Source organism: Haladaptatus sp. CMSO5, from assembly GCF_036689885.1.
GTDB lineage: Archaea > Halobacteriota > Halobacteria > Halobacteriales > Halococcaceae > QDMS2.
Window position 1 is genome coordinate 2,814,572 of sequence record NZ_JBAHVW010000001.1, and the last position, 20,726, is coordinate 2,835,297.

The 20,726-nt window shown below is 60.2% G+C and carries 23 protein-coding genes, 1 tRNA gene and 1 pseudogene; 16 read left to right on the forward strand and 9 right to left on the reverse strand.

Annotated elements, in window-relative coordinates; translation table 11 throughout:
* Positions 1 to 55 precede the first annotated feature (55 nt).
* The gene (locus V5N12_RS15085; protein ID WP_332900000.1) at positions 56 to 1,618 is read right to left on the reverse strand and encodes a hypothetical protein; all 1,563 of its coding nucleotides are present in this window, start codon (positions 1,616 to 1,618) and stop codon (positions 56 to 58) included.
* Between the two features lie 358 nt (positions 1,619 to 1,976).
* On the opposite strand from V5N12_RS15085, the gene V5N12_RS15090 reads away from it, so the two are divergent.
* Genes V5N12_RS15090 through V5N12_RS15105 form a run of 4 tightly spaced genes read left to right on the forward strand, consistent with a single transcriptional unit; the run spans position 1,977 to position 5,275 of the window.
* Positions 1,977 to 2,753 (forward strand): DUF4129 domain-containing protein, encoded by a 777-nt coding sequence (locus V5N12_RS15090; protein ID WP_332900001.1) that lies wholly within the window; start codon positions 1,977 to 1,979, stop codon positions 2,751 to 2,753.
* A complete protein-coding gene (locus V5N12_RS15095; RefSeq protein WP_332900002.1) occupies positions 2,750 to 3,352 on the forward strand; it encodes a DUF7269 family protein in 603 nt (200 codons plus the stop codon). Before V5N12_RS15090 ends, V5N12_RS15095 begins: the two co-directional genes overlap by 4 nt.
* Entirely contained in the window at positions 3,342 to 4,595 is a 1,254-nt protein-coding gene (locus V5N12_RS15100) for a DUF58 domain-containing protein (protein ID WP_332900003.1), read from the forward strand. The genes V5N12_RS15095 and V5N12_RS15100 overlap by 11 nt, the downstream gene beginning before the upstream one ends.
* Positions 4,592 to 5,275 (forward strand): DUF7519 family protein, encoded by a 684-nt coding sequence (locus V5N12_RS15105; protein ID WP_332900004.1) that lies wholly within the window; start codon positions 4,592 to 4,594, stop codon positions 5,273 to 5,275. The genes V5N12_RS15100 and V5N12_RS15105 overlap by 4 nt, the downstream gene beginning before the upstream one ends.
* Here the strand turns inward: V5N12_RS15105 and V5N12_RS15110 are convergent.
* Together V5N12_RS15110 and V5N12_RS15115 are read right to left on the reverse strand one after the other, a co-directional pair.
* Positions 5,256 to 6,221: an AAA family ATPase gene (locus V5N12_RS15110; RefSeq protein WP_332900005.1), complete on the reverse strand. Its 966-nt coding sequence runs from the start codon at positions 6,219 to 6,221 to the stop codon at positions 5,256 to 5,258. The two genes, V5N12_RS15105 and V5N12_RS15110, sit on opposite strands and share 20 nt — an antisense overlap.
* Before the next feature lie 428 nt (positions 6,222 to 6,649).
* Entirely contained in the window at positions 6,650 to 7,492 is an 843-nt protein-coding gene (locus V5N12_RS15115) for a DsbA family protein (protein ID WP_332900006.1), read from the reverse strand.
* 188 nt (positions 7,493 to 7,680) lie between these two features.
* Between V5N12_RS15115 and V5N12_RS15120 the strand changes: the two genes are divergently transcribed.
* Positions 7,681 to 8,505, forward strand: a complete 825-nt coding sequence (locus tag V5N12_RS15120; RefSeq protein WP_332900007.1) for an alpha/beta hydrolase family protein — start codon at positions 7,681 to 7,683, stop codon at positions 8,503 to 8,505.
* Here V5N12_RS15120 and V5N12_RS15125 read toward each other — a convergent pair.
* Positions 8,502 to 9,689: a GNAT family N-acetyltransferase gene (locus tag V5N12_RS15125; protein WP_332900008.1), complete on the reverse strand. Its 1,188-nt coding sequence runs from the start codon at positions 9,687 to 9,689 to the stop codon at positions 8,502 to 8,504. The genes V5N12_RS15120 and V5N12_RS15125 overlap by 4 nt on opposite strands.
* A gap of 101 nt (positions 9,690 to 9,790) precedes the next feature.
* Between V5N12_RS15125 and V5N12_RS15130 the strand changes: the two genes are divergently transcribed.
* A complete protein-coding gene (locus tag V5N12_RS15130) occupies positions 9,791 to 9,988 on the forward strand; it encodes a hypothetical protein (RefSeq protein ID WP_332900009.1) in 198 nt (65 codons plus the stop codon).
* A 41-nt stretch (positions 9,989 to 10,029) separates the two neighbouring features.
* Positions 10,030 to 10,287: a hypothetical protein gene (locus V5N12_RS15135; protein WP_332900010.1), complete on the forward strand. Its 258-nt coding sequence runs from the start codon at positions 10,030 to 10,032 to the stop codon at positions 10,285 to 10,287.
* Between the two features lie 277 nt (positions 10,288 to 10,564).
* Here the strand turns inward: V5N12_RS15135 and ahbB are convergent, their stop codons facing one another.
* Positions 10,565 to 11,602 (reverse strand): siroheme decarboxylase subunit beta, encoded by a 1,038-nt coding sequence (gene ahbB / locus V5N12_RS15140; RefSeq protein WP_332900011.1) that lies wholly within the window; start codon positions 11,600 to 11,602, stop codon positions 10,565 to 10,567.
* A 78-nt stretch (positions 11,603 to 11,680) separates the two neighbouring features.
* Here ahbB and V5N12_RS15145 point away from each other — a divergent pair, with 78 nt between their 5' ends.
* Positions 11,681 to 12,559 carry an SDR family oxidoreductase gene (locus tag V5N12_RS15145; RefSeq protein WP_332900012.1) on the forward strand — a complete coding sequence of 293 codons (879 nt, stop codon included), beginning with the start codon at positions 11,681 to 11,683 and terminating at the stop codon, positions 12,557 to 12,559.
* 2 nt (positions 12,560 to 12,561) lie between these two features.
* Here V5N12_RS15145 and V5N12_RS15150 read toward each other — a convergent pair whose 3' ends face one another.
* A complete protein-coding gene (locus V5N12_RS15150) occupies positions 12,562 to 13,065 on the reverse strand; it encodes a GNAT family N-acetyltransferase (RefSeq protein WP_332900013.1) in 504 nt (167 codons plus the stop codon).
* 83 nt (positions 13,066 to 13,148) lie between these two features.
* On the opposite strand from V5N12_RS15150, the gene V5N12_RS15155 reads away from it, so the two are divergent.
* A complete protein-coding gene (locus V5N12_RS15155) occupies positions 13,149 to 14,213 on the forward strand; it encodes an anthranilate phosphoribosyltransferase (protein ID WP_332900014.1) in 1,065 nt (354 codons plus the stop codon).
* A 54-nt stretch (positions 14,214 to 14,267) separates the two neighbouring features.
* On the opposite strand, the pseudogene tnpA reads toward V5N12_RS15155, so the two are convergent.
* Positions 14,268 to 14,715, reverse strand: a pseudogene (gene tnpA / locus V5N12_RS15160) (IS200/IS605 family transposase).
* Positions 14,716 to 14,758: 43 nt separating this feature from the next.
* Between tnpA and V5N12_RS15165 the strand changes: the two are divergent.
* The 7 genes from V5N12_RS15165 (at position 14,759) to V5N12_RS15195 (ending at position 19,730) form a co-directional block, all read left to right on the forward strand.
* Complete coding sequence (locus V5N12_RS15165) at positions 14,759 to 16,075, forward strand: transposase (RefSeq protein ID WP_332900015.1); 1,317 nt, start codon at positions 14,759 to 14,761, stop codon at positions 16,073 to 16,075.
* A gap of 88 nt (positions 16,076 to 16,163) precedes the next feature.
* Positions 16,164 to 16,679, forward strand: a complete 516-nt coding sequence (locus tag V5N12_RS15170; protein ID WP_332900016.1) for a peptidylprolyl isomerase — start codon at positions 16,164 to 16,166, stop codon at positions 16,677 to 16,679.
* 31 nt (positions 16,680 to 16,710) lie between these two features.
* Positions 16,711 to 17,049 (forward strand): ferredoxin, encoded by a 339-nt coding sequence (locus V5N12_RS15175; protein ID WP_332900017.1) that lies wholly within the window; start codon positions 16,711 to 16,713, stop codon positions 17,047 to 17,049.
* A 52-nt stretch (positions 17,050 to 17,101) separates the two neighbouring features.
* Positions 17,102 to 17,186 (forward strand) — tRNA-Leu (locus V5N12_RS15180).
* An 871-nt stretch (positions 17,187 to 18,057) separates the two neighbouring features.
* A complete protein-coding gene (locus tag V5N12_RS15185) occupies positions 18,058 to 18,423 on the forward strand; it encodes a HalOD1 output domain-containing protein (protein WP_332900018.1) in 366 nt (121 codons plus the stop codon).
* Between the two features lie 130 nt (positions 18,424 to 18,553).
* Positions 18,554 to 19,186, forward strand: coding sequence for a hypothetical protein (locus V5N12_RS15190; protein ID WP_332900019.1), 633 nt, complete (start codon positions 18,554 to 18,556; stop codon positions 19,184 to 19,186).
* 43 nt (positions 19,187 to 19,229) lie between these two features.
* On the forward strand, positions 19,230 to 19,730 hold the full coding sequence (locus tag V5N12_RS15195; protein ID WP_332900020.1) for a DUF5813 family protein: 501 nt from the start codon (positions 19,230 to 19,232) through the stop codon (positions 19,728 to 19,730).
* A 6-nt stretch (positions 19,731 to 19,736) separates the two neighbouring features.
* On the opposite strand, the gene V5N12_RS15200 is transcribed toward V5N12_RS15195, so the two are convergent.
* Together V5N12_RS15200 and V5N12_RS15205 are read right to left on the reverse strand one after the other, a co-directional pair.
* Positions 19,737 to 19,967, reverse strand: coding sequence for an Lrp/AsnC family transcriptional regulator (locus V5N12_RS15200; RefSeq protein WP_332900021.1), 231 nt, complete (start codon positions 19,965 to 19,967; stop codon positions 19,737 to 19,739).
* 1 nt (position 19,968) lies between these two features.
* Positions 19,969 to 20,652, reverse strand: a complete 684-nt coding sequence (locus V5N12_RS15205) for a potassium channel family protein (RefSeq protein WP_332900022.1) — start codon at positions 20,650 to 20,652, stop codon at positions 19,969 to 19,971.
* Positions 20,653 to 20,726 lie beyond the last annotated feature (74 nt).

The following is a 20,726-nucleotide window of genomic DNA, read 5'->3' on the forward strand; positions in this document are numbered from 1 at the left end:
CAACCTACCACCTTTCTTATTCGCCGCATAAACAGGGAACCGAGCGCGGCGTGTGTTAGCTGGTGTCGTTGCCGTACATTCGCAGGCCAGAACAGCCTTTGTCCCAGACACCGCGTTTGATATCGCTTTTCTTGATGGTTACGTCAGAACTCTGGTCGTTTAGCTTGACAGCCTCGTAGCCGGTCATCGACTGGGCGTCCATGCCCTCCATCCAAATGCCGGAGCCATTTACGACGAACGGGATGTGCGAGGCGGTCTGTTTGCCCTTATACACGAGCGTATTGTCGCCGTTCAACACCATCGCCCGGCGGTAGTGTTCGCCCTGTTGGTTGAAGTTCACGACGCGGAACTCACAGTCGTTGCGGTTACACCGCAGAGCGTGTCGCCACACGTCGCCCTCGGCGTCGCCGGAGATATCGACGTACTCACAGAGAACTTTCCCGGCGTCAGAGCCGTTGATTTGGATGGCGTTGCCACCGCGTTGTATCTCGATGTCTGAGCGGATGATTTTCGTCGGCCCGGCGCTCGACTGGACGACGACGCCGTGGCAGGTTCTGTCGCCGACGGTCACGTCGAGATGGCTGAGGAAGGCGCTGTCACAGTCGTTCATCACCGTGAGCGCGTGGCCGTTCGGTTTCTCCAGTCGAATCGTGGTGTCGACCACGTTCATGTTGGGGCCTTCGTCCAGCCGAATACCCCGCTGGTTCTGGTTTTCGTCGTGTTGCTGGTCTACGACGATGGTCGCGTCGGTAACGAGACAGTCGTGGCCGCCGAGGCGGATGCTCGCCGCCTCGCTGTTGGCATAGCGCCCGCCGTTTACGATGACTCGACCGTTGGTGAGCGCGTAGAGGCCGTTGTCCGGCCAGTCGTCGAGTTCGCAGTCTTTGTACTCGATTTGGCCTTCGTGGTAGCGCGTGGACATCAGCCCGGAGGGGCCACGCCAGATGTCGCCCGGTGCGTTCTCGGAGAACGCGCCGCCGTAGTTCGCGCGAAAACGCTTGACCATGCCCTTGCCATCCGGGGAGAGAATGTCGAACAGTCCCGGGCCGTAGGTGCCGCTGTCGTGGCGGCCGACGACGGTGATGTCGTCGACGAACAATCCGTCTCTGACCTGTGCTTCGATGACGCGAATGCCCGTGTCGTCGGCCCGAAGGTCGACGGCAAACCCTTGGACGCGCAGGTCAACGCCGGGGTCGTAGTTGACGCCCAACCGGAACAGCCGATACTGTGGCCCATCGAAGTTGTGGTAGTTCGCGGGGACGAGCGTGGCGTCGTCGCCTACCAGCCCGAAGTTCCGGAAGTCAGTAAAGCGGAACTGTGAGTCCATGAAGTACCGGCCCGGTGGGAACTTGATGAGCGTGTCATTCGCCGCATACTGCTCTAAAATCGGCGTGATGGACTCGTTGCCCGAGTTGTCCGCACCGCCGTCGTCGACGATGTCGATGACGCGGTCGTACTGGTCATCGACGTGCGAGGCTTCTGCTTTGCCCGACGCCAGGAGTGTGGCACCTGCAGCCGTTGCGCCGACTGCCCCAAGAAAGGTTCGTCTGCCAAGGCTAGTGGAGTCATTCGATTCGCGGTTCGAGTCTGTCGAGGGAGTCGTGTCGCGCGTGGTCATTGCAAACCCTAATGGTAGATTTCCGGCTCGCGTATGGGGTATGAGTGGAGTAGCGACCCGGGCAAAGTATCGAAATACCTTATTTTACTGATTCCATGACAGTAATTCACACGGGAATTACTCGTCACCCTCACGAAACCACCGGCACCACAAAGTTGTTATGGTGTGAGTATCATCCTGACAGCCGCGGTTTTGAGTGTGCCGATTCACGGTTACGAAGTGCATGGTAGCACACAACACGTTCTTGCAGAACGGCCTGATTATCGGCCTCATAATAATGGGTGTCCTGTCCCTGTCTCGCGATATATATGGGAACGCCGGGACGGCGAGTTGTACGTGACGGTGGGGCTGGATAAAAATGGATACGGATAGACTTCTCTCTGCGGTCGTTGCGGTGCTTTGCATCCTCTCGGTTGGCTTCGCCTCGACGACGCTCGACGATTCGGTGACCACGAAACCAGAGGACGTCATCAACATCGACTATGACAAACTTCCAATAAATCCACAGGAAGCAGAGGAGTTCAAGGGCGATGACGTGACGACTGCAGACCCGGAGTCCACCGGCACGCCCACCGCAGAGAGTAAAACAGAAACCCAAGGGAACACAGCGACACCAGGCGAGGGTGATGCAGAGCTAAGCGATCCACAAGCCGGCGGTGCAAATCAGCAGACAGAAGCGACGGGACAGGGGTCAAGTCCACAGATTGTCGGAGAAAGCCTGCTCGACAAATTCCTCTCGTTTCTCATGACGCTCTTGCCGTTCGTGCTCATCGGTGCCGTCCTCGCGGTCGCGGTCAAAAAGCGCGATACGATAGCTGGCTGGCTCGAACACGCGGAGCGAAACGACCCCGTTTCGACCCAACCGACCGTGGTTGCCCGCCCCGAAAACGAAGTGTATCAAGCGTGGCACGAAGTCGCGAGCGCAATTCCGTACGAACAACGCAAGGCGATGACGCCCGACGAAGTCGCGGCCGCGCTTCGGGACGAAACCGACCTCGACGATGAGCTACTCATGGAGCTGACGAAGACGTTCAAACGCATTCGCTACGGCGGTGCGCCGGTGACCGACGACGACCGCGCGCTCGCCGCACGGGTAGAAGACCAACTCACCGCACAGCGGGTGGCTGAGAAATGAGCTTCCGTCGTGTCGTCTTTGGCGTCCTCGGCGTTGGCATCTTCCTGCTCGCGTACCTCGCGACGGGCAACCCCGACCTCGCCGGCGCACTTCCGGGCGAGGCGTTGGTTTCGGCGCTCGGGAACGACTACCTCGTGCTCGTGGTCGTCGCCGTCCTCGCCGCCGTAATCACCCTGTTCGTGACGGTTTCTGCGCGAAACGGCGCGCGCGACCACACCACGCCGCCGGAAGCAGAACAGGTCACGGACGTTCCGCTCGCCGGTGACATCTACGACGACCTCATCTCGAACTCGCCGCTGTGGGCGCTCACCCACCGTGAGGCGTGCGACCTCGCAAAACAGCAACTGACCGCGACGGCCGTGCGAGTCGTGCAAGCAGAGCGCGGGTGTACCCAGACAACGGCCAAAAAACAGGTCGCCCGCGGGACGTGGACCGACGACCCCTTCGCCGCCCGCTTCCTCGGGAGCGAGGCCCCGCCGTTAGAACCCGAACAGTGGCTGACCACGGCCATCAGGCTGGAGACACCAACCCAACGGGGTGCCCGCCACGCGGTGACCGAACTCGTCGCCCGCGCCGGAGGTGACGGCCATGCTGCGTGAGACGAAACGCTGGCGGGGCGTCACCGCAATCAGTCTCCTCACCGCGATGGGCGGACTCCTCGCGAACCGGCCGCTGTTGTTGCTCGTTGCCACCGTTGGCATCGTCTACCTCGTCTACCCGCGCGTGACCGGCACGCCAGACGGAACGCTCGAACTCGATCGGCGGCTGAGCACTGACACGCCCGGCCACAACGAAGTGGTCGACGTGACGGTAACGCTCAGAAACACCGGCTCGTCACTCCTGCCAGACGTGCGCATTGTAGACGGCGTCCCCGAGACGCTCACCGTGACCGCGGGAACGCCCCGCCACAGCGCGACGCTGCTCCCCGGCAGAGAGACCACGTTCACCTACTCGATTACCGCAAAGCGCGGCGCACACCCGTTCACGCCCGCAACGGTCATCTTGAACGACATCGCGGGCGCACGCGAGGTGGAGACGAACGTCGCAAGCGAGACAGAACTGCGCTGTGACGCAGAGGTCTCTGAGATGCCACTTCGCCAGCAGACAACCCAACTCTACGGGCGCGTGCTCACCGCAGACGGCGGCAGCGGCGTCGAGTTCCACCAGACCCGCGAATACCGCCCCGGCGACTCCATCCACCAGATCGACTGGAACCGCCACGCGCGGACTGGCAAGCTCTCGACCATCGAGTTCCGCCAAGAGCGCGCCGGTCGCGTCGTCGTCCTCGTCGATGCCCGCGAACAGTCCTACCGACGGGCGACGGAGGACGACCCACACGCGGTCGCATACGCGCGCTACGCCGCAGAACAGCTGTTCGAGTCGCTGCTCGCCTCGCGTGACCAGGTCGGCCTCGCGGTCGTCGGCCGCGAGTTCGCGTGGCTCTCCCCGGGCGCTGGAAACGACCACCGCATCCGCGGGAAAACCCTGCTCGCAACGTCGAACAACCTCGCTCCGCGGCCACCCGAGCGAGACGCCTTCGACGACGCCCAGTTCACCGAGCTGCGCACCCAACTCACGGCCTCGACGCAAGTGGTCGTCCTCTCGCCGCTGGTCGATGACGACATCGTGAGCGAGGTCAAACGCCTCGACGCCCACGGCCACCGCGTAACGGTGCTCAGCCCGTGTGTCACGGGCGGAGACACCCTTGGCGGAGAAGTCGCCCACATAGAACGCGTCCAGCGGATTCGACAGCTTCGCGCCGGTGAGATTCCGGTCATCGACTGGAACCCAGACCGGCCGCTTGAAGCCGCCTTAGAGGACATCGGGAGGTGGCGGCTATGAGCGCACCCGTGCGGAAACCAACCCGCATCGCAAGCGTCGCGGCGGTGCTCGCGGGCGCGCTCCCGGCGTTTTTCATCGTCGAGTTGCCCGCGATTCCGACCGCGCTCGTGTTCATCGTCGGGGGACTGTTCGTCGCCGGGCTTGGCGACGAGGCACGAACCCACGGCTATCGCTGGCTCGGTCACGGTGTCGTCGCCATCGGCGTGCTCGTCGGCCTCGTCGGCGTCGCGCGCGGCTTCGCCGCCGCCCCGAGTCCGCGGTTTATGGTCGTCGTTGGTCCGACACTGCTCGGCGCGTGGGTGCTCGGGCTTGGTGTCATCCCGTTGCGAAAGGGGTCGCGCTGGCTCGTCAAGGCGGGGAGTTTCTTCCTGCTCGCAGGCGTCGTCATGGCTGGCGTCGTCCAGATGGGCGACCTCGGCACGTTCCTGCTCGCGACCATCGCGCTCGTCGTCGCGTGGGACGCAGGCGACCACAGCATCACCCTTGGCCAGCAACTCGGTCGAGGCGCACAGACCGCACAGGTCGAAGTGACGCATCTCGTGGGCACCGTCGGGGCGGGAGTCATCGCGTACCTCGCTACAAAAGCAGTCGATGGGTTCGGGACGCCCGGCGTCCCGTTGTCTGCGTTGCTCGGATTACTCGTCGCGGTGCTGGTGTTGCTTATCGCGTTGCATAGGTAATCGTCGGCACGTCCACCGACGACAGCACCGCCTCGATAACGTCGTATTTTTCCACGCCGTTCACCCGCGCGTCAGCGGTGAGCACGATACGGTGGTCGAGGACGGGGTGGGCGACGCGCTTTACGTGTTCTGGCGTGACGTACTCCTCGCCGTCGAGGACGGCGCGAGCGCGCGCGGCCTCGAACAGGCGCTGGGTCGCACGTGGGGACGCCCCGACGGTGACGCGTTCGTCTTCTCGCGTCGCGCGCGTGAGGTCGACGATGTAGTCTTGGACGTCTTTTTGCACGCGCACCTGCTCTGAGACGCGCTGGAGGTCGAGCACCTCCTGGGGCGAGCAGACGGTGTTGACGGTTGGGCTCCGGTCTTCGCGCGATTCACGGCGGGCGAGCAGCTCGCGTTCGCCCTCGCGATTTGGGTAGCCCATGCTCGTCTTGATGATGAATCGGTCTTTCTGCGCCTCGGGGAGCGGGAACGTCCCCTCGTTTCGCTCTGCGGGGTTCTGCGTGGCGATGACGAAGAAGGGGTCGGGGAGTTTGTGGGTCTGGCCGTCCACTGTCACCTGTTTTTCCTCCATCGCTTCGAGCAGCGCGGCCTGGGTCTTCGGCGAGGCGCGATTGATTTCGTCTGCGAGGACGACGTTCGCGAAGATGGGGCCTTTCTTGAACTCAAAGTCCCGGTTTTTCTCGTTGAAAACGTGCGTGCCAGTCACGTCGGCCGGGAGCAAGTCGGGGGTAAACTGGATGCGCGAAAACGAGAGTCCAAGCGCCGTCCCGAGACTCCGGGCGGTGAGGGTCTTTCCGGTGCCGGGAACGTCTTCTAAGAGGACGTGCCCGCGGGCGAGCAGTCCGGTGAGGACGGTGTCTAAAAACTCTTGTTCGGTGATGACCGCATTTCCAATCGTGTCGGTCACGCGACGGCTCAACTCGTATGCCTCGGCAACTCGCATGTAGAGTGCCTTCGACGCTAGCCCTTTTATTATCAGTTGGCTAAATCAGTCGGAAAACCGGGCTGTCGCTCGTGGCGATAGGATGCGTGGGAGGTGGGTGGCCGGAACGTGGGTACACACGCGAACCCGGGCAAAGTTCGCGGATGGAGCGTCCGACCGGCCCACGTGACAGAAGTAACAGCCACGCAGTGGCGAACGCGACGCACCGGGCAGATACGTCGCCTCGCGTGCAGTAGGTGGCAGAACACATGGTTCGGAACCACCGCCCGCGTCAACGCCACAGGCGCGAGAGATGTACGCGAACGCCCCGGGCAAAGGCGTCGAGTACGATCGCACCGAAACGGACGTTGGATGGCGGGTTTATTTCAAACCGCATTCCGAAGTTAATTACGAGACAGTATAAGTATTACTGCCGGCAGTCGCGGCGCTTAGTTTTCGATTGCGGCTTCGATTTGGGCGCGCGTCTTTTCTGCGTCCACGGTCGGACGAACCATCGTCCCGTCCTCGAAGACGAGGCGAGGCACCGTAGAGACGTTGACTTCGGCCGCGGCTTCGGTCGTGGCTTCCACATCTTCGAGGTAGGTCTCTTGGTCGAGTGCCGTGGTGAACGCCTCGACGTCTGCGATGCCCGCTTCCACTGCGAACACTTTCATCTGTTCTTTGGTACCCCAGTCGAAGCGTTCCTGTGGCTGGTTTTTGAACACGTACGCGAAGTACGTCCAGTAGTTCTCGGGGTCGGTGTCCCACGCCGCAAGCCCGGCCTGTGCGGAGAGTGGGGCGTCCTCACCGAGGAACGGCTCGCCACCGAGGAACGCGAGCGCGCGGTACTCGATTTGAAGGTCGCCGGGTTTGACGTACTCGCGGACGATTTCGTCGAGGAAGCCGCCAACGGCGAACTCCTGGGTGTACGGGCACTTCCAGTTCCCGTAGAACGTGATTTTCGCGTCGGCGTCACTCGACCCCATGACCGCGTACGTGGAGTCGGTGTCTTCTACGGGCGCATCCATGAGCGCACCGGCTGGTTTCACGATTTCCTCGCTCTTGCGCGTGACTGCCTGCGTGGAGTCGCCGTTGCCCTCGTCCGGAGACTGGTCGATGTTTTCGGCCGTCGTCGTCGCCGTGGTCTGCTGGCTTTCAGCGGCCGTCGTGGTCTGTTGTTCTTCTTGGTTGTCAAGTGCATTGTCCGTGAGGCTCGCACAGCCCGCAAGGCTGAGCAGCGCGGCGCTACCGGTCAGCTGGAGGATTCGACGTCTGGATTTTTTCTCTGTCATATTCCGTAGTGACAGTGCTACCCCCATTATTATCCGTCAGCTAAGCCCGGGTTTCAGGGCGTCTGCGTACCGTTCGCACACAGCCGACTGTCGTCGGGTGGCAGCCACCCGTCTGAAGAGACGAATTCGGGCGAATGAGTCCGGTTTAGGCCCCAGATAATAAGGGAACTCGGGGACGGAACTTGGTTATGACCGGGACCTATCCGACCCGCAGACGCCTGTTGTTGGCGTCCGGGTCGGCGCTCACCGCCGCACTTGCGGGGTGTGCGTCACAAGGAGGTGGCGACGGCACCACGACCGACACAAAATCGGCGGTCGATGCCTCGGCAAATGCACAAACGGCTACGCAGACGGCCACGAGCGACACCGACAGCGCAGCAGAAAGTCAGACCAACGCCACAGAGACGATGACACCGGACCCCGCGTCGTTCGACGGCGAGTCGGTGACGTTCACCACAGACGGCGACGCCGAGATTCAGGGCACCCTCTATGGCGACGGCGACTGCGGCGTCGTCATGGTCCCACAGACTAACTTCGACCGCGAAAGCTGGCGAGAACAGGCGCAGTTGCTCGCCGCGACCGGACACGCGGCACTCCCCATCGACGAAGGTGACGAGCCGCCCGCAGCCGTCCTCGCCGCGATGGCCTACCTGAAAGAAGCCGTCGGCGTCTCGAACGTCGTGCTCATTGGCGGCAGCTCCGGCGGCGAGGCGGTCGTCCGCGCAAACGCACAGGCAGAAGACGGCGCGGTCGCTGGCGTGATGGGCATCTCCACCGCCGGTGGCGGCGAGGTCGCAGGCGACCTCCAAGGGCGAAAGCTGTTCATTGTCGGGAAAGACGACGACAAGCGCTTCGTCGATACCGCAAAACAACTCCACGAGAACGCCCCCGACCCGAAACGCCTCGTGATTCTGGACAGCGACGCCCACGCCCAGCGCATTTTCGACTCACCCCACGCAAACACCCTCACCGACCTACTGCTCTCGTTCGTCGAAGAGTCCTGCGGCACTTAGAAGTGCTCGCGCAGGTAGGTCTGGGCGCGCGGGAAGGCATCCGAGAGCACCGCGAGCGCGGCGTCAGAATCGGTTGTGAGTCCGCCGTAGCGACGGGCTTGGTCGGCCGTGAGATACCCCACCGTGAGCTGTGAGAGTGTGGCGATGTCCACGGAAACGTCCGCCTCTGCCGCCGACTGCGTACACGCTGCCTGCCCGTTTTCGACGGTGAACGCGAACCGGCCGTCGTTCCACGGCGCAATCGGGTCACTCACGTCGAGAACGATGCTGCCGGTTGCATCCTCGGGGTAGGGCAGACCTGAGAGTCCGGTTTCGACAGCCGTGAGCCGGAACATCGGCCCCGTCAGCACCTCGCAATCGAGCGCGCGCGGGTCTGTGACGCGGTCGAACAGCGACGTATCGACCGCGGTGTGGAGTTCTATCTGCTTCATCTGCGAGAGATGGTGGTAGAAAAAGCGCAGGAGCTGTGTGAATGCCGCGTCGTCGCGGTAGGCAACGTCCCACGCCTTGAGCGTGCGCTCGTAGTCGCCTGCTTTCTCGACGGTGTAGACAACGGCGGCGCGGAGGTCACCGTCGCGTTCCCAGCCGTAGACGTAGGTGTCGGCCCAGGTGGGGTCGAAGATGCGATGCTCCCACCACGTATCTGAGCGGCGCATGGCGAGGTTCCAGCCCGCGGCGAACTGCTCGTGGAGGTCGCGGAGGGCAGGGAGGTCGTCGGTCGAGAGTTTGCGGAAGGTTCCACTCGCCTCCGGGAACGCGTCCGCGAGGGCTTCGGGGGCGAACTCCCACTTCGTGCGCTTGCTGCACGTTCCCCAGCCGTACTTCCGGTAGAACTCGTACTCAAACGGCCAAAGCGCAGAGTAGTCAATGCTCTCGTCGCGGAACTCTGCGAGCATGTCGGCCAGCATTTGCTGGACGTAGCCCTTCCGACGATGTTCGGGCGGGGTCGCAACGCTCGAAACACCGCCGACGCGAACCCACTCGCCGCGCACGGAGAGCGTGAAGTCGTGCCACCCGCCGATTGCGAGAAGGTCGTCACCATCGTAGAGCCCGCGATTCTTGCGGTCGTAGGGTTTTCGCTCCTCGAAAGAGTCATCTGTCGGGTGGTCTTCGGGGCTGAAGGCGTACTGGCCGATGTCGAAGAAAGCTCGCTCGTCTGCTTCGGGTATCGGGCGGTAGTCCATAAGAGACGTTGGATGGCTCACATAAAAAGCGAGAGGAAACCGTGTGATTCAGGCGTATCGAGTGCCTTGGACACCCATGAAGCAGCCACTGGAGGTGCGCGATGGCCTCTGAAAAGGTCAGGCTCGGAGCCGTGCTCATCGTCGGTATCCTCGGTTCAGGCCTCGCAGACTACTTCCTCACGACGGCTGGGTATCCGGGTCTCGGACGCACTGTCTGGGCGATTGGCTACGCGACGATGGTACTCGTCATCTGGTACATCTGGATTCGGCCACTCGACTTCTCGGGGCCAACCAGCTAACGGAAGTTTAAAGGCCTAAACAGCGGGAGTATCGACCAAGAATGTACGCGTTACCGATGCAGGTGGTTGACACTTTCTTGCTCCAATACAATCTGGGGCAGGCAATTCTCTTCCTGTTCATTATGGCGACGCTGGGCGTCCTTCCCCTCAAATCGCAGAAGGTCCTCGCGCTCCAGACGACCATGTTCGGGGTTCTGTTCATGATCATCCCGGCCATCGACGGCCCGTTCCACTTCGCGCTGCTCGGGCTCGTGCTGTTACTGATTGGCCCGATCCTGCTCACAACCGCAAAGCGATAAGAACAGCACTTCGATTCCACCCCGACGATTTCTGCGATTCGCACGGAGTCGTAGCCGTGCCCTCACACAACGCGTTACTCGCTTTCAACCAACTCTTCATACCGCACGCCAGTCTGCTTCCCGCTTTTTTCCTCGTCGGGTACGCGTTGCGAACCACTCCTCGAAAAACGTCGATGCACTCTTGCGCATCGTGCTTTCGTCCGAGTTACTCACGAAAACGTGGGCGAAAAAGGCCGCCACTCCCACGTGTCGTGGCGGTACGACTGCGTGAAGTGTTCTACTCCGACTCAACCAGTTCCGCATACTGCGCGCCCGTCTGCTTCAGCGTCTCCGTCGAATAGAGCCGTTCGTGGTCGAACGGGAGCACGTCGCGCGCCAACTCATCGATTTTCTCGTCTACGGCGTCGGGGTCGCGCCCATGAATCATGGTGAACAGGTTGTACGGCCACCCCTGTTCCGGGCGGCGCGGGCGGTGATAGCACAGCGTGACGTAGGGCAGGCCACCGGCTTCGAGCCCGCGGGCGTCCAACTCGTCGTCGGGCACGTCCCAGACGACCATGCAGTTCGCGTCGAACCCGGTCACGATGTGGTTTACGACACAGCCAATGCGCTTGATTGCGCCGTCTTCGGTGAGGCGGTTGATGGCGTCGATGACTTCCTCGGTGCTGGCGTCGATGGCCGCCGCGATGTCGGCGTATGGCGTTGCCGTGAGCGGGAAGCCGTCTTGGATTTCGAGGAGGAGGCGCGCATCGAGATGAGAGAGTTTGCCCGTCGCCTGTTCTGAGATGTTGGTCGCTTCGATGTCCGTGGCAATCCCACTTTCACGCGCAAAGCGGTCTTGGTTCACCACGGGGAACTCAAGGTTGATGTAGAAGTCCGTGAGCATCGGAAGGTTGAGTACCTCACACCCGGTTCGTTCCTCGATTTCCGCGAGGATGCGGTCGCGGGTCTCCAAGGAACCGGCGGTCACGACGAACCACATGTTCCACTCGTGGGCGCGCCGATAGTTGTGGTTCACCTGCTGGTAGCCATTGATAATCTCGGCCACCTCCTCGAAGCGGTCGTCTGGCGCTTTGACCGCCGCGAGCGTCGAACTCCCGATGACAGGTGGGTTGAGCACTGCGCCGAAGCGCCGGAACACGCCTGCTTCGCGGAGGGTTTTCACCCGCGCGAGGGCGTCTTCCTCGGAGATTCCGAGTTCCTCGCCGACCACGCGAAAGGGGCGTTCGCAGACGGGGAAGCCACTCTGGAACTCGTCTACGAGGCGGGCGTCCACGTCGTCGATGCTGGCGCGCCAGTCAACCGGCCTACTCATTGGCTGAAAATAGGACTCTGGAAATTACCCTTTGTCGGTCTGGAATGGCGTTAACTGGGTGAAGCCCAAGTGTCTGGTATGAACCGTCCCGACCGCTCTAGCCAGACAATCATGGTCACTGGCGGCACGAGCGGCATCGGTCGAAAGACGGCTCGTGGCCTCGCAGAGCTGGGGTCGTCCGTGGTCATCACCGGTCGAAATCGAGCGCGCGGCGAAAAAGTCGTTGCGACGATAGAACGCGAAACCGACGGCAGTGCCCGATTTCTGCGGGCGGATTTCTCCTCCGTTACCGAAGTTCGACGCCTCGCCAATGAGTTCCGAGACCACGCAGACCGACTCGACGTGCTCGTTCACAACGCCGGGACGTTTGAGGGGAAACGAACGCTCACGGAAACTGGTGTCGAGAAAACCCTCGCCGTCAACCACCTCGCGCCGATGGTGCTCACCTACGAACTCGTGGACATGCTCGTTGAACGTGAAGGGCGCATCGTCGTCGTCTCCTCTGACGTTCACCGCAATGCCACCCTCGATTTTTCCGACCTCTCACTTTCGCGGTCGTACTCGGGGATGAAGGCCTACCGGCAATCAAAATTGGCGAACGTGCTGTTCACCTACGAACTCGCCCGGCGGCTTTCTGGGACGGGCGTGACCGCGAACGCAGTGCATCCGGGCGTCATCCCGCAGACGGGGCTGACGCGCAACTCCTCGCTGTTCGCGCGACTTGGATTCAACGCGCTGCGATTGATTCCGGGCGTGACCACCTCGGAGCGCGGCGGAGCGCAACCAAGCATCTATCTCGCTGTCTCACCCGAGGTGGACGGGGTGACAGGGAAGTACTTTGACCGCAAGAAAGCGGTGCGGAGCGCGCCGGTCACCTACGAGAGGGATACTCAGCGACGGCTCTGGGAGTGGAGTGTGGAGCAGGCTGGCTTACCCGAAACACTGCCGCACAATTAATCTCAAAGCCGTTTTCCCATCACGACCATCTCGTTGCCGCCGTCTAAGACGAACGGGCGGTGGATGACCTCCCAGCCGAGGTTCTCGTACATCCGGCGGGCCGCGACGTTGCCGACGTGGGTCGTGAGGACGCTCGTCTCGTGCGGGAGGTCACGAAGCAGCGTGTCGTGGAGCAGTCGGCCAATCCCCTGTCGTCTGGCCGGTCGCGAAACGCCGAGTTCCACGAACTCGAAGCAGTCGGTGAGCCAGGTCTCAGACACGTCTTTCGGCATCGCTGCGCGGAGTGCCTCGTGGTAGTACTGGCCCGGCTTTGAGGTGTAGCCATAGACGTAGCCGATGACCTCGTCTCCGTCGACAGCGAGAAATCCGCGGTAGCCCGGATAGCTCGTATGCCGCTCGAAACGGTCGCGCACCGCAGTTTCGTCGTTCGAGAAAATGTGACAGTAGAGCACAATCGCTGCCTCAAAGTCCGGCGTGTCGGCAACCAGCGGGTGGAGGCCAACCATGCGGGAACTTCGTGGGGTAGAACAAAGGGCGTTTCCCCACCGCAAGCGGGACGCTTTTGCTCGCGGATTCCCAACCCGCGACCATGACGAACACGACCCAGGAGTTCGGCGACTGGCCACTCAAGCGCCTCATGACGGAGGTCGTCGGCTCGGGGCACAAGTCCGCAGACGACATGACCCGCGAGCAGGCGCGCGAGGCCTTCGCGCGGATTCTCGCCCATGAACCAGACCACACGACGCTCGGTGCGTTCTGGCTCGCAAACCGCTGGAAGCGCAATACGCCAGCGGAACTCGCCGCGTTCACCGACGTGATGGTCGAAGAGTCGGTCGAGGTCGCAGAACCGACGTGTGACCCCGTCGATTGTGGTGCGAACTACGACGGCAAGCACTCGACTGCGCTGCTCGGCGTGGGCGCGGGACTCGTTGCCGCCGCGGCAGGAACGCCCGTCGTCGTCCACAGCGGCGACCGCGTCCCAACGCAGAAGGCGACGGCCTACAAGCACGTCTTAGACGAATTGGGCGTACGAACGGACCTCTCGCCACAGGAAAGCGCCGACATGGTGGACGACACCGGCTTCGGGTTCTACTACCAGCCGAACTTCAACCCCGGTATTCAGAGCCTCTGGGAGCGCCGCGACATGATGGGCGTGCGCACGTTCGTGAACACTATCGAGACGCTCGCGAATCCTGCGAACGCAGATGTGCACCTCGGGAGTTTCTACCACCTCGCGTTCGCAAAGCGCATCATCGACACCTTCCAAGAGTGTGAGACGCAATCCCTCTCGCGGGTCGTCATGTTCCAAGGGATGGAAGGCTACGACGACATCCGGCCCGGTTCGACGAAAGTCGCCGTCTGGGATGAAGGCGACTTCTCCGATTTCGAAATCGAGACGGCGAACTACGGGATGGACTTCGTGAGCGAGGACTTGGAAGTCGAGAACGTCGATGCGGACTCTGCGACCATCACCCGCGAGGTGCTTGCGGGCGAGCGCGACGACCAGTTCGCGGATGCAATTGCGCTGAACGGCGCGTTCCGTATCTTCGCGCGCGGCGACGTCGAAACGCTCGACGACGGCCTCGATCTGGCCCGCGAAGTGCTCGACGACGGCAGCGCGCTCGCCGTCTTAGAAGAACTCAGAGCGTTCTAAAGAAAACAGCGAGAGTTCCACGGGTCACCTGACCCGTGAATCGCGTACACTCTCTTAATGTTCAGTCTCCTCGATGTGCCGACGAATCACATTCTCGGAAACTGCACCAGTCGTTCCGACGTAGTATCCATCCTTCCACAAAGCACTCTCCCAGAAATACCGCTGTTTGACTTCCGGGTGGTGTTTCAGAATTATTCGACCTGAGTAGCCCTTGAATTGTTTAGCAATCTCAGCAAGATTCCACTTCGGGTCAGCCTCCACGAACAAGTGGACATGGTCGTTAGCAAACTCCATCGCCACAATCTCGTAGCCGAACCGTTCAGCAGTCCCTTGGAACAACTCTGCAAGTTCCTCCCGAACCAACTCCAACATCCTGTGCCGATACTGAGTGGAGCGAAGCTCCGCGAGGTACGCAAAGCTCTGCTTTGCGTGACTTCGAACACCAAACGAAATGATACCCACACAGACTAATCGAGTATAAATGACTCCGATACTCTCTCATCCCAATCCCTATTTTTATTATCATTTAATCTGATAGTCAAGGCATGGGTATCGAAGAAGTCACGAAGACCGCACGCACTCGACTCTGCATCGAGTCTGGTGAGCGGTCGTGGCTCAAAGATGCCCGATTCACCGCACGAGACATCTCCAACGACACACTCCGACTCAAACAGCAAGGCTACTCACGCACTGAGATTCAACGCGAAGTTGACCGGAATGGTTTCCTTCGGAACAACAAGTGTGCGGTCGTCGGGAAAGCCCTGCAAGCGTGGGACTCCTACAAAGAACTTCTCAACTGGTGGTACGACCAAGACGACACCAACGTCGGAAAACCGTCACCACCAGCCACGGACAAGAACGGAGCCTACCCACTCGTCATGGCACACGCCGAAGGATACCGACTCACCTACAACAACGAGGGCGACCGCGTAGCGTTCCGTGTGAGTCCGAAGCCGTACAAGAAGGTGACCGGCCACCTCCGAGGACGACCGGACGACCTCGCGTTGATTGAGAAAGCCTTGACTGAAGACGAGTGGTCGTTGGGGCAGGCCGAACTTCTGTACCGAGATGGCGTGTACTACCTACACGTCACGGCCAAAACAGAAGTCGAAGTGCCTGAACCCGAAGATGCTGACACACTCGTTGGCGTGGATATTAACGAGCGCAACATCGCCCTCACCGCTCTTAACCGTGAGACGATGGACACGCTTGGAACACTCGTGCTTGACTACGGCTCGGTGAAAGCCGAACGCCAACGCTACCACACCATCACGAAACGCTGTCAAGAACACGGCCAACACTCCATCCACCACCAACTCGGTGACAAAGAAGAACGCTACACGGAGTGGATTCTTCACCGGCTCTCCCGAGTCGTGGTCGAGTTCGCCCAACAGTTCCCGAATCCAGTTATCGTGTTCGAGGACTTGAGCGGGATTCGAGACGCCATCAAGTACGGAACGTACATGAATCGGCGTCTGCACAAACTGCCGTTCCACAAGTTAGAACAACAAGTTCGCTACAAAACCATGTGGAACCAGATTCCGTGTGAGACGGTCGAGTCACCGTACAACTCGAAGTCGTGTTCGTGCTGTGGTCATCGGGGCTATCGTCAGGGACGACGGTTCCGTTGCACGAATGATTCGTGTGAGGTTCAACAAGACCATGCTGACCGGAACGCGAGTGTGAATGTGGCGTGGCGAGCGTGGGCGAAACACGCTGGTATTGACGTAGATTCAGTTACTTACCGGACTCGCAAAACCCAGCCGTTTGTTCGAAAGGTGAGCCTGTCTGGGTCGGGGCGCTCTGTAAACCGCCCATCCTCATCCCGCGACATCGCTTCGCGTGGAGTGCTATCGACATAGGCTGAGGGAACAAAAAAGCCACGGGTCACCCGACCCATGGTCGTTTACCACCGGCATCGTTTTCCCGCGCGCTTGCTAGGATAGGTGCATGAGCGACAACCCAACCGCCAAGATTCAGACGAACCACGGCACCATCGACGTCGAACTGTTCAAAGACCGCGTCCCGAACACGGTCGACAACTTCATCGGCCTCGCAACCGGCTCGAAATCGTGGACCCACCCCGAGACGGGCGAAGAGATGGACGAGCCACTCTACAACGACATCCTGTTCCACCGAATCATCGAGGACTTCATGATTCAGACCGGTGACCCAAAGGGCGACGGCACGGGCGGCCCTGGCTACACGTTCGACGACGAGTTCCACGACGAGCTCAAACACGACGCAGAAGGCGTGCTCTCGATGGCGAACCGCGGTCCGAACACGAACGGCTCGCAGTTCTTCATCACGCTCGCCCCACAACCCCACCTCGACAACCGCCACGCCGTGTTCGGCAAGGTCACCGACGGCATGGACGTCGTCCGCGAAATCGGCAACGTCGAAACCGGCCCGCGCGACCTGCCAAAAGAGGACGTTGTCTTAGAGCAGGTGCAGGTCTACCGATAGACGCAAATTCACCGACCACTTTCTGCCTACAATGAGTGACGACGGACCGATAGACCCGAGTACCATCGGGGAGGCCGATGCGCCGCCGATTGCAGAGAAGCCATATAAGATCATCTTCGAGGCCAACAAGTGCATCGGCGCGGGCAAGTGTGCCGAGGTCTCTGCGAACTGGGACATGGACATCGTCACCGCACTCGCAAAGCCTGTCTCCTACTTCATCGCAGAAGAGGAGTTAGCCCACAACCTCAAGGCGGCAGAGGTGTGTCCCGCAAAGAAAGACCGCGGCGTCATCCACATCGTTGACCGCCGGACGAACAAAGAGATCGCACCCGACCCCAACGGAGACGGAACGTTGTCCGTCGATTGGTAGACGCAGACCGAAACCCACTTTTCACCCTGGCCAACAGATAGGGTGTAGACGCGCGAGGGTGGCTGAGCTAGGCCAAAGGCGGCGGACTTAAGATCCGCTCTCGAAGGAGTTCGGGGGTTCAAATCCCCTCCCTCGCATTTCTTGCTGCGAACATCGTCGTGAGCAGCAGCAATCGTACGGTAGGGGTTTGAATAGGGAGTAAATCTTTGATTTACGACCGAAGTTCAAATCCCCTCCCTCGCATTTCTTGCTGCGAACATCGTCGTGAGCAGCAGCAATCGTACGGTAGGGGTTTGAATAGGGAGTAAATCTTTGATTTACGACCGAAGTTCAAATCCCCTCCCTCGCATTTCTTGCTGCGAACCAACCGGTGAGCGACGAAAATCAGATTGGAGGATTTGAACGAGCGAGCGAACGGAGCGAGCGAGTGGCTTCAAATTACGATGCGGCTCTGCCGCATCGACCTTCGCAAACGCGTTGCGTTTGCTCAGTCCCCTCCCTCGCAGTTTCTCGGCATGGATGGCCCACTCACGGTAGAAGTACCTTACGGCCATCCGACACAAATCGGGCGGGAAATCGGAAGTCGGACACGTCCAAGAGAGGGTGCGAGAGCGAAGTGAAGCGAGTTTCGACGCGAAGCCAACCTGTAGAAAACGGCGAAAATAGTGTAAATTTGATGTTTTAGAGGCGAGTTGATTTCCAATATATGTCATAAGAATAAAATAGTCGATGGGCGTGAATGTACTGGAAATAAGGTGGTGGCGTTGTGTAATCTAATTAACTAGACATAGTTAGCTGAACAGATTTTACGAGAGAAGGGGGTGATAGAAGGCAAGAGAAGGACGAAATACGGATTTCCAGTCTTGGATTGGGAAAGGGAGCGTAGCCAAGTAAACACAACCTATTTAGAATATTGAAAGTCTCGTTTCAGGGTTGATTCGGTGTTGTCAATATTCAATAGCACATGTGTCCGAATGGAATACATTTTTGAGGGTGGAGGAATATGTCATGATTAGTTTCGGTGAGAGGATGTCAAAACCGCTCGATGCTACCCCAGAATCTGTTTCCCTCGGTCTAGAGGACGGTATCTACTACGCTTACCACGATATGGAGGAAGACGGACTCACGTTTACGATTACGAAGGCGATGTCCGAGGTCACCGGCAAAGAGCTCCACGAAGTCATCCCTCGCTTCGCAGAGTACGTCGACCCAGACGCGCTCAATCGTCTGTTCAAGTCGCGTCCTGACCGCGACCACTACAAGGCCGGGCCGCTCTATCTCACCATCGAAGGCCACGAAGTGGCGATTTACAGCGACGGAGAGATTCAAATTCGGCCAAACGGCTGGTACGCAGAGCGCGTCGAAGAGCTGTAATCTCGGCTTTTTTATCGAGTTTCATAGGGACAGTCGAGTGGGAACACGGTTTATCGGATGGTATCGGCAAACACACCCCACGGCGTTTAGCCACCGGATAAGGAAGTGGCCACACCCACAAGGGAGGGCAATGACACACAAGAGTCGCCGTCGATTCGTACAGCTTGCAGGCAGCGCACTGGCAGTCGGACTCGCCGGCTGTTCGTCGCAAGGTGGCGAATCAGAAGGTGACGAAACGACCACCACCGAAGAGGCCACAGAAACAACGAGCGCGGCGACCACCACGAGCCAAGAGTCGACGGGCGCAGAAACGACCACCGAGGCGACGACCGAAGACGAACACGAAAACGAGAACGACAGCGACCACCCCGATGAGCACGAAACGCCCGGCGAGGGTGAAGAGGAGATACACCAACACGGAACACTGTATCTCGAAATCGATGGCGAGCGAGTTGACTTCTCACAGGAGAAGTTCTTAGACGGCCCGCTCGAGTTCCACTTCCACGACGACGGCAAGCAGTACGAGTGGCACAACGAGAAGTCCTACATCACGCTCGCGGAGGCGCTCAACTACATCCCGGACATCTCTTATGAGAATAGCGGCAGCGACCACATGCTCACCGTCGAAGGGACGACCTACGACACGACTGAGGGCGCGGACATCACCTTCGCAGAGCGAGACACCGAAATCGACCCGACGACCTACGAACTCGAAGAACTCGACATCTACTGGGTGAAAGTCCAAACCGACGCGAGCAGCTAACTGACACAACGCCCTTTTCTCGCTCTGATTCCTACAGTGGTCCATGACTGACGACGTTTCAGAGCGCGCCGTGCGCGCGTTCGACGCCCACGACGATTTCACGGCGGAAGACGGACAATTTGTCTCGACGGCGAGCGAATTTCCGGCCCACGTCACCGTCGAAGAGACAGACGACTGGGCGCTCGCCTATCGCGTCACCGTCCGCGCACCGATGCTGTCTGCGGTGACCGAGGATGACGTGCACGAAGTCGTCGAAGCGGGCTGGTTCGAAACTTTCGAATTGCGCCTCGAAGACGCACCCGGTGCCGTCGTCCAAGACATCGAGCTTTCCGAGTTCGATGTACGCCCCCGCAACGGGGACGCCGTCGTGACCTTTGTCTTCGAGTTCGGCAACGCCGGCACGGCCCCCGAACTCGCCCACGCACTCATCGACTACGTCGAAGGGACGTACATGGAAGGCATCATTCCGGGCTACACCTACCGCTCACCGGTTGCAGAGATGGTGTCGCGGGCCCACCAGTCGAGCGGCGGGTCACCGCGCTAAAACAGCTTAGTCCATCGCGATGTACGTCTGGGTGTCTTCAACGCCACGAATGGCTTGAATCTGGGTCGCGGCAACGTCTTTTACCTGTGCCGGTGTCTCGACATCAACTTTGGCGATGAGGTCTACGTCACCCGCGACGATTGAGGCGCTTGTGACGCCCTCTATTGCTTCGATTGATTGCTTGAGTCGGTCTGCTTCGCCAGTGGTCGCTTTGACCATCACGTATGCTCGTACCATTTTAGTTTCCTCCAGGGGTTGCCGGGGCGGCGTCGCCCACGATGATGCGTCGCACGTCCTCTAACACATCGAAGTCGGTGAGAACGACGAGGCGATCGTGCAGTTCGAGTGAGTCGTCGGGCAGTGGCAGCCGCAGGCGGCCTTCTTCTTTGCCGAAGGCGATGAGGCGGGCGTGAGACGGCAGTTCAAGCTCACTAATCGAGTAGCCGAGCATCGGCGAGGCGTCCGTAATCGTCAGCTCGACCACCTGCAAGTTCTGGGCGATGTCCGCGATGGCGCGGATGTTCCCGCCGACGAGAGCGTTTTTCGCCCCGATTGCACCGAGGCGTTCGGGGTAAACGATTTCATCCACCTCGTCTGCGTACTTGCGGTAGATGTCTTCGCGGTAGTCCTCGTCAATACGCATGATGGTTCGACAGCCGTGGTGTTTCCCAATCATGCAGGCGATGAAGTTGACGTTTAAATCGCCAGACAGCGCGCCGAGGGCGTCGGCGTCTTCGATACCGGCGGCCTCGAGGTTCTCCTCGACCGAGCCGTCTCCCTGAATGACCTCAAAGCCCATCCCGCGGGCGCGCTCCACGGCCGTTTCGTTTTCTTCGATGAGCGAGACTTCGTGTCCTTCCTCTCGCAACACACGCGCCGTCCGGAGACCAACACGACCAGCACCAATGATAACGAAGCGCATACGCACCCATACGCCGAGGTGGGTGAATAATGTTACTCACAACACAGTCTGTGCTCGAACAAACCTTTTTACCC

Excerpts from the sequence above, each read along its gene's own strand:
- V5N12_RS15085 (WP_332900000.1), bottom strand. The coding sequence starts at position 1,618 with ATGACCACGCGCGACACGACTCCCTCGACAGACTCGAACCGCGAATCG.
- V5N12_RS15090 (WP_332900001.1), top strand. The coding sequence starts at position 1,977 with ATGGATACGGATAGACTTCTCTCTGCGGTCGTTGCGGTGCTTTGCATC.
- V5N12_RS15095 (WP_332900002.1), top strand. The coding sequence starts at position 2,750 with ATGAGCTTCCGTCGTGTCGTCTTTGGCGTCCTCGGCGTTGGCATCTTC.
- V5N12_RS15100 (WP_332900003.1), top strand. The coding sequence starts at position 3,342 with ATGCTGCGTGAGACGAAACGCTGGCGGGGCGTCACCGCAATCAGTCTC.
- V5N12_RS15105 (WP_332900004.1), top strand. The coding sequence starts at position 4,592 with ATGAGCGCACCCGTGCGGAAACCAACCCGCATCGCAAGCGTCGCGGCG.
- V5N12_RS15110 (WP_332900005.1), bottom strand. The coding sequence starts at position 6,221 with ATGCGAGTTGCCGAGGCATACGAGTTGAGCCGTCGCGTGACCGACACG.
- V5N12_RS15115 (WP_332900006.1), bottom strand. The coding sequence starts at position 7,492 with ATGACAGAGAAAAAATCCAGACGTCGAATCCTCCAGCTGACCGGTAGC.
- V5N12_RS15120 (WP_332900007.1), top strand. The coding sequence starts at position 7,681 with ATGACCGGGACCTATCCGACCCGCAGACGCCTGTTGTTGGCGTCCGGG.
- V5N12_RS15125 (WP_332900008.1), bottom strand. The coding sequence starts at position 9,689 with ATGGACTACCGCCCGATACCCGAAGCAGACGAGCGAGCTTTCTTCGAC.
- V5N12_RS15130 (WP_332900009.1), top strand. The coding sequence starts at position 9,791 with ATGGCCTCTGAAAAGGTCAGGCTCGGAGCCGTGCTCATCGTCGGTATC.
- V5N12_RS15135 (WP_332900010.1), top strand. The coding sequence starts at position 10,030 with ATGTACGCGTTACCGATGCAGGTGGTTGACACTTTCTTGCTCCAATAC.
- ahbB (WP_332900011.1), bottom strand. The coding sequence starts at position 11,602 with ATGAGTAGGCCGGTTGACTGGCGCGCCAGCATCGACGACGTGGACGCC.
- V5N12_RS15145 (WP_332900012.1), top strand. The coding sequence starts at position 11,681 with ATGAACCGTCCCGACCGCTCTAGCCAGACAATCATGGTCACTGGCGGC.
- V5N12_RS15150 (WP_332900013.1), bottom strand. The coding sequence starts at position 13,065 with ATGGTTGGCCTCCACCCGCTGGTTGCCGACACGCCGGACTTTGAGGCA.
- V5N12_RS15155 (WP_332900014.1), top strand. The coding sequence starts at position 13,149 with ATGACGAACACGACCCAGGAGTTCGGCGACTGGCCACTCAAGCGCCTC.
- V5N12_RS15165 (WP_332900015.1), top strand. The coding sequence starts at position 14,759 with ATGGGTATCGAAGAAGTCACGAAGACCGCACGCACTCGACTCTGCATC.
- V5N12_RS15170 (WP_332900016.1), top strand. The coding sequence starts at position 16,164 with ATGAGCGACAACCCAACCGCCAAGATTCAGACGAACCACGGCACCATC.
- V5N12_RS15175 (WP_332900017.1), top strand. The coding sequence starts at position 16,711 with ATGAGTGACGACGGACCGATAGACCCGAGTACCATCGGGGAGGCCGAT.
- V5N12_RS15185 (WP_332900018.1), top strand. The coding sequence starts at position 18,058 with ATGATTAGTTTCGGTGAGAGGATGTCAAAACCGCTCGATGCTACCCCA.
- V5N12_RS15190 (WP_332900019.1), top strand. The coding sequence starts at position 18,554 with ATGACACACAAGAGTCGCCGTCGATTCGTACAGCTTGCAGGCAGCGCA.
- V5N12_RS15195 (WP_332900020.1), top strand. The coding sequence starts at position 19,230 with ATGACTGACGACGTTTCAGAGCGCGCCGTGCGCGCGTTCGACGCCCAC.
- V5N12_RS15200 (WP_332900021.1), bottom strand. The coding sequence starts at position 19,967 with ATGGTACGAGCATACGTGATGGTCAAAGCGACCACTGGCGAAGCAGAC.
- V5N12_RS15205 (WP_332900022.1), bottom strand. The coding sequence starts at position 20,652 with ATGCGCTTCGTTATCATTGGTGCTGGTCGTGTTGGTCTCCGGACGGCG.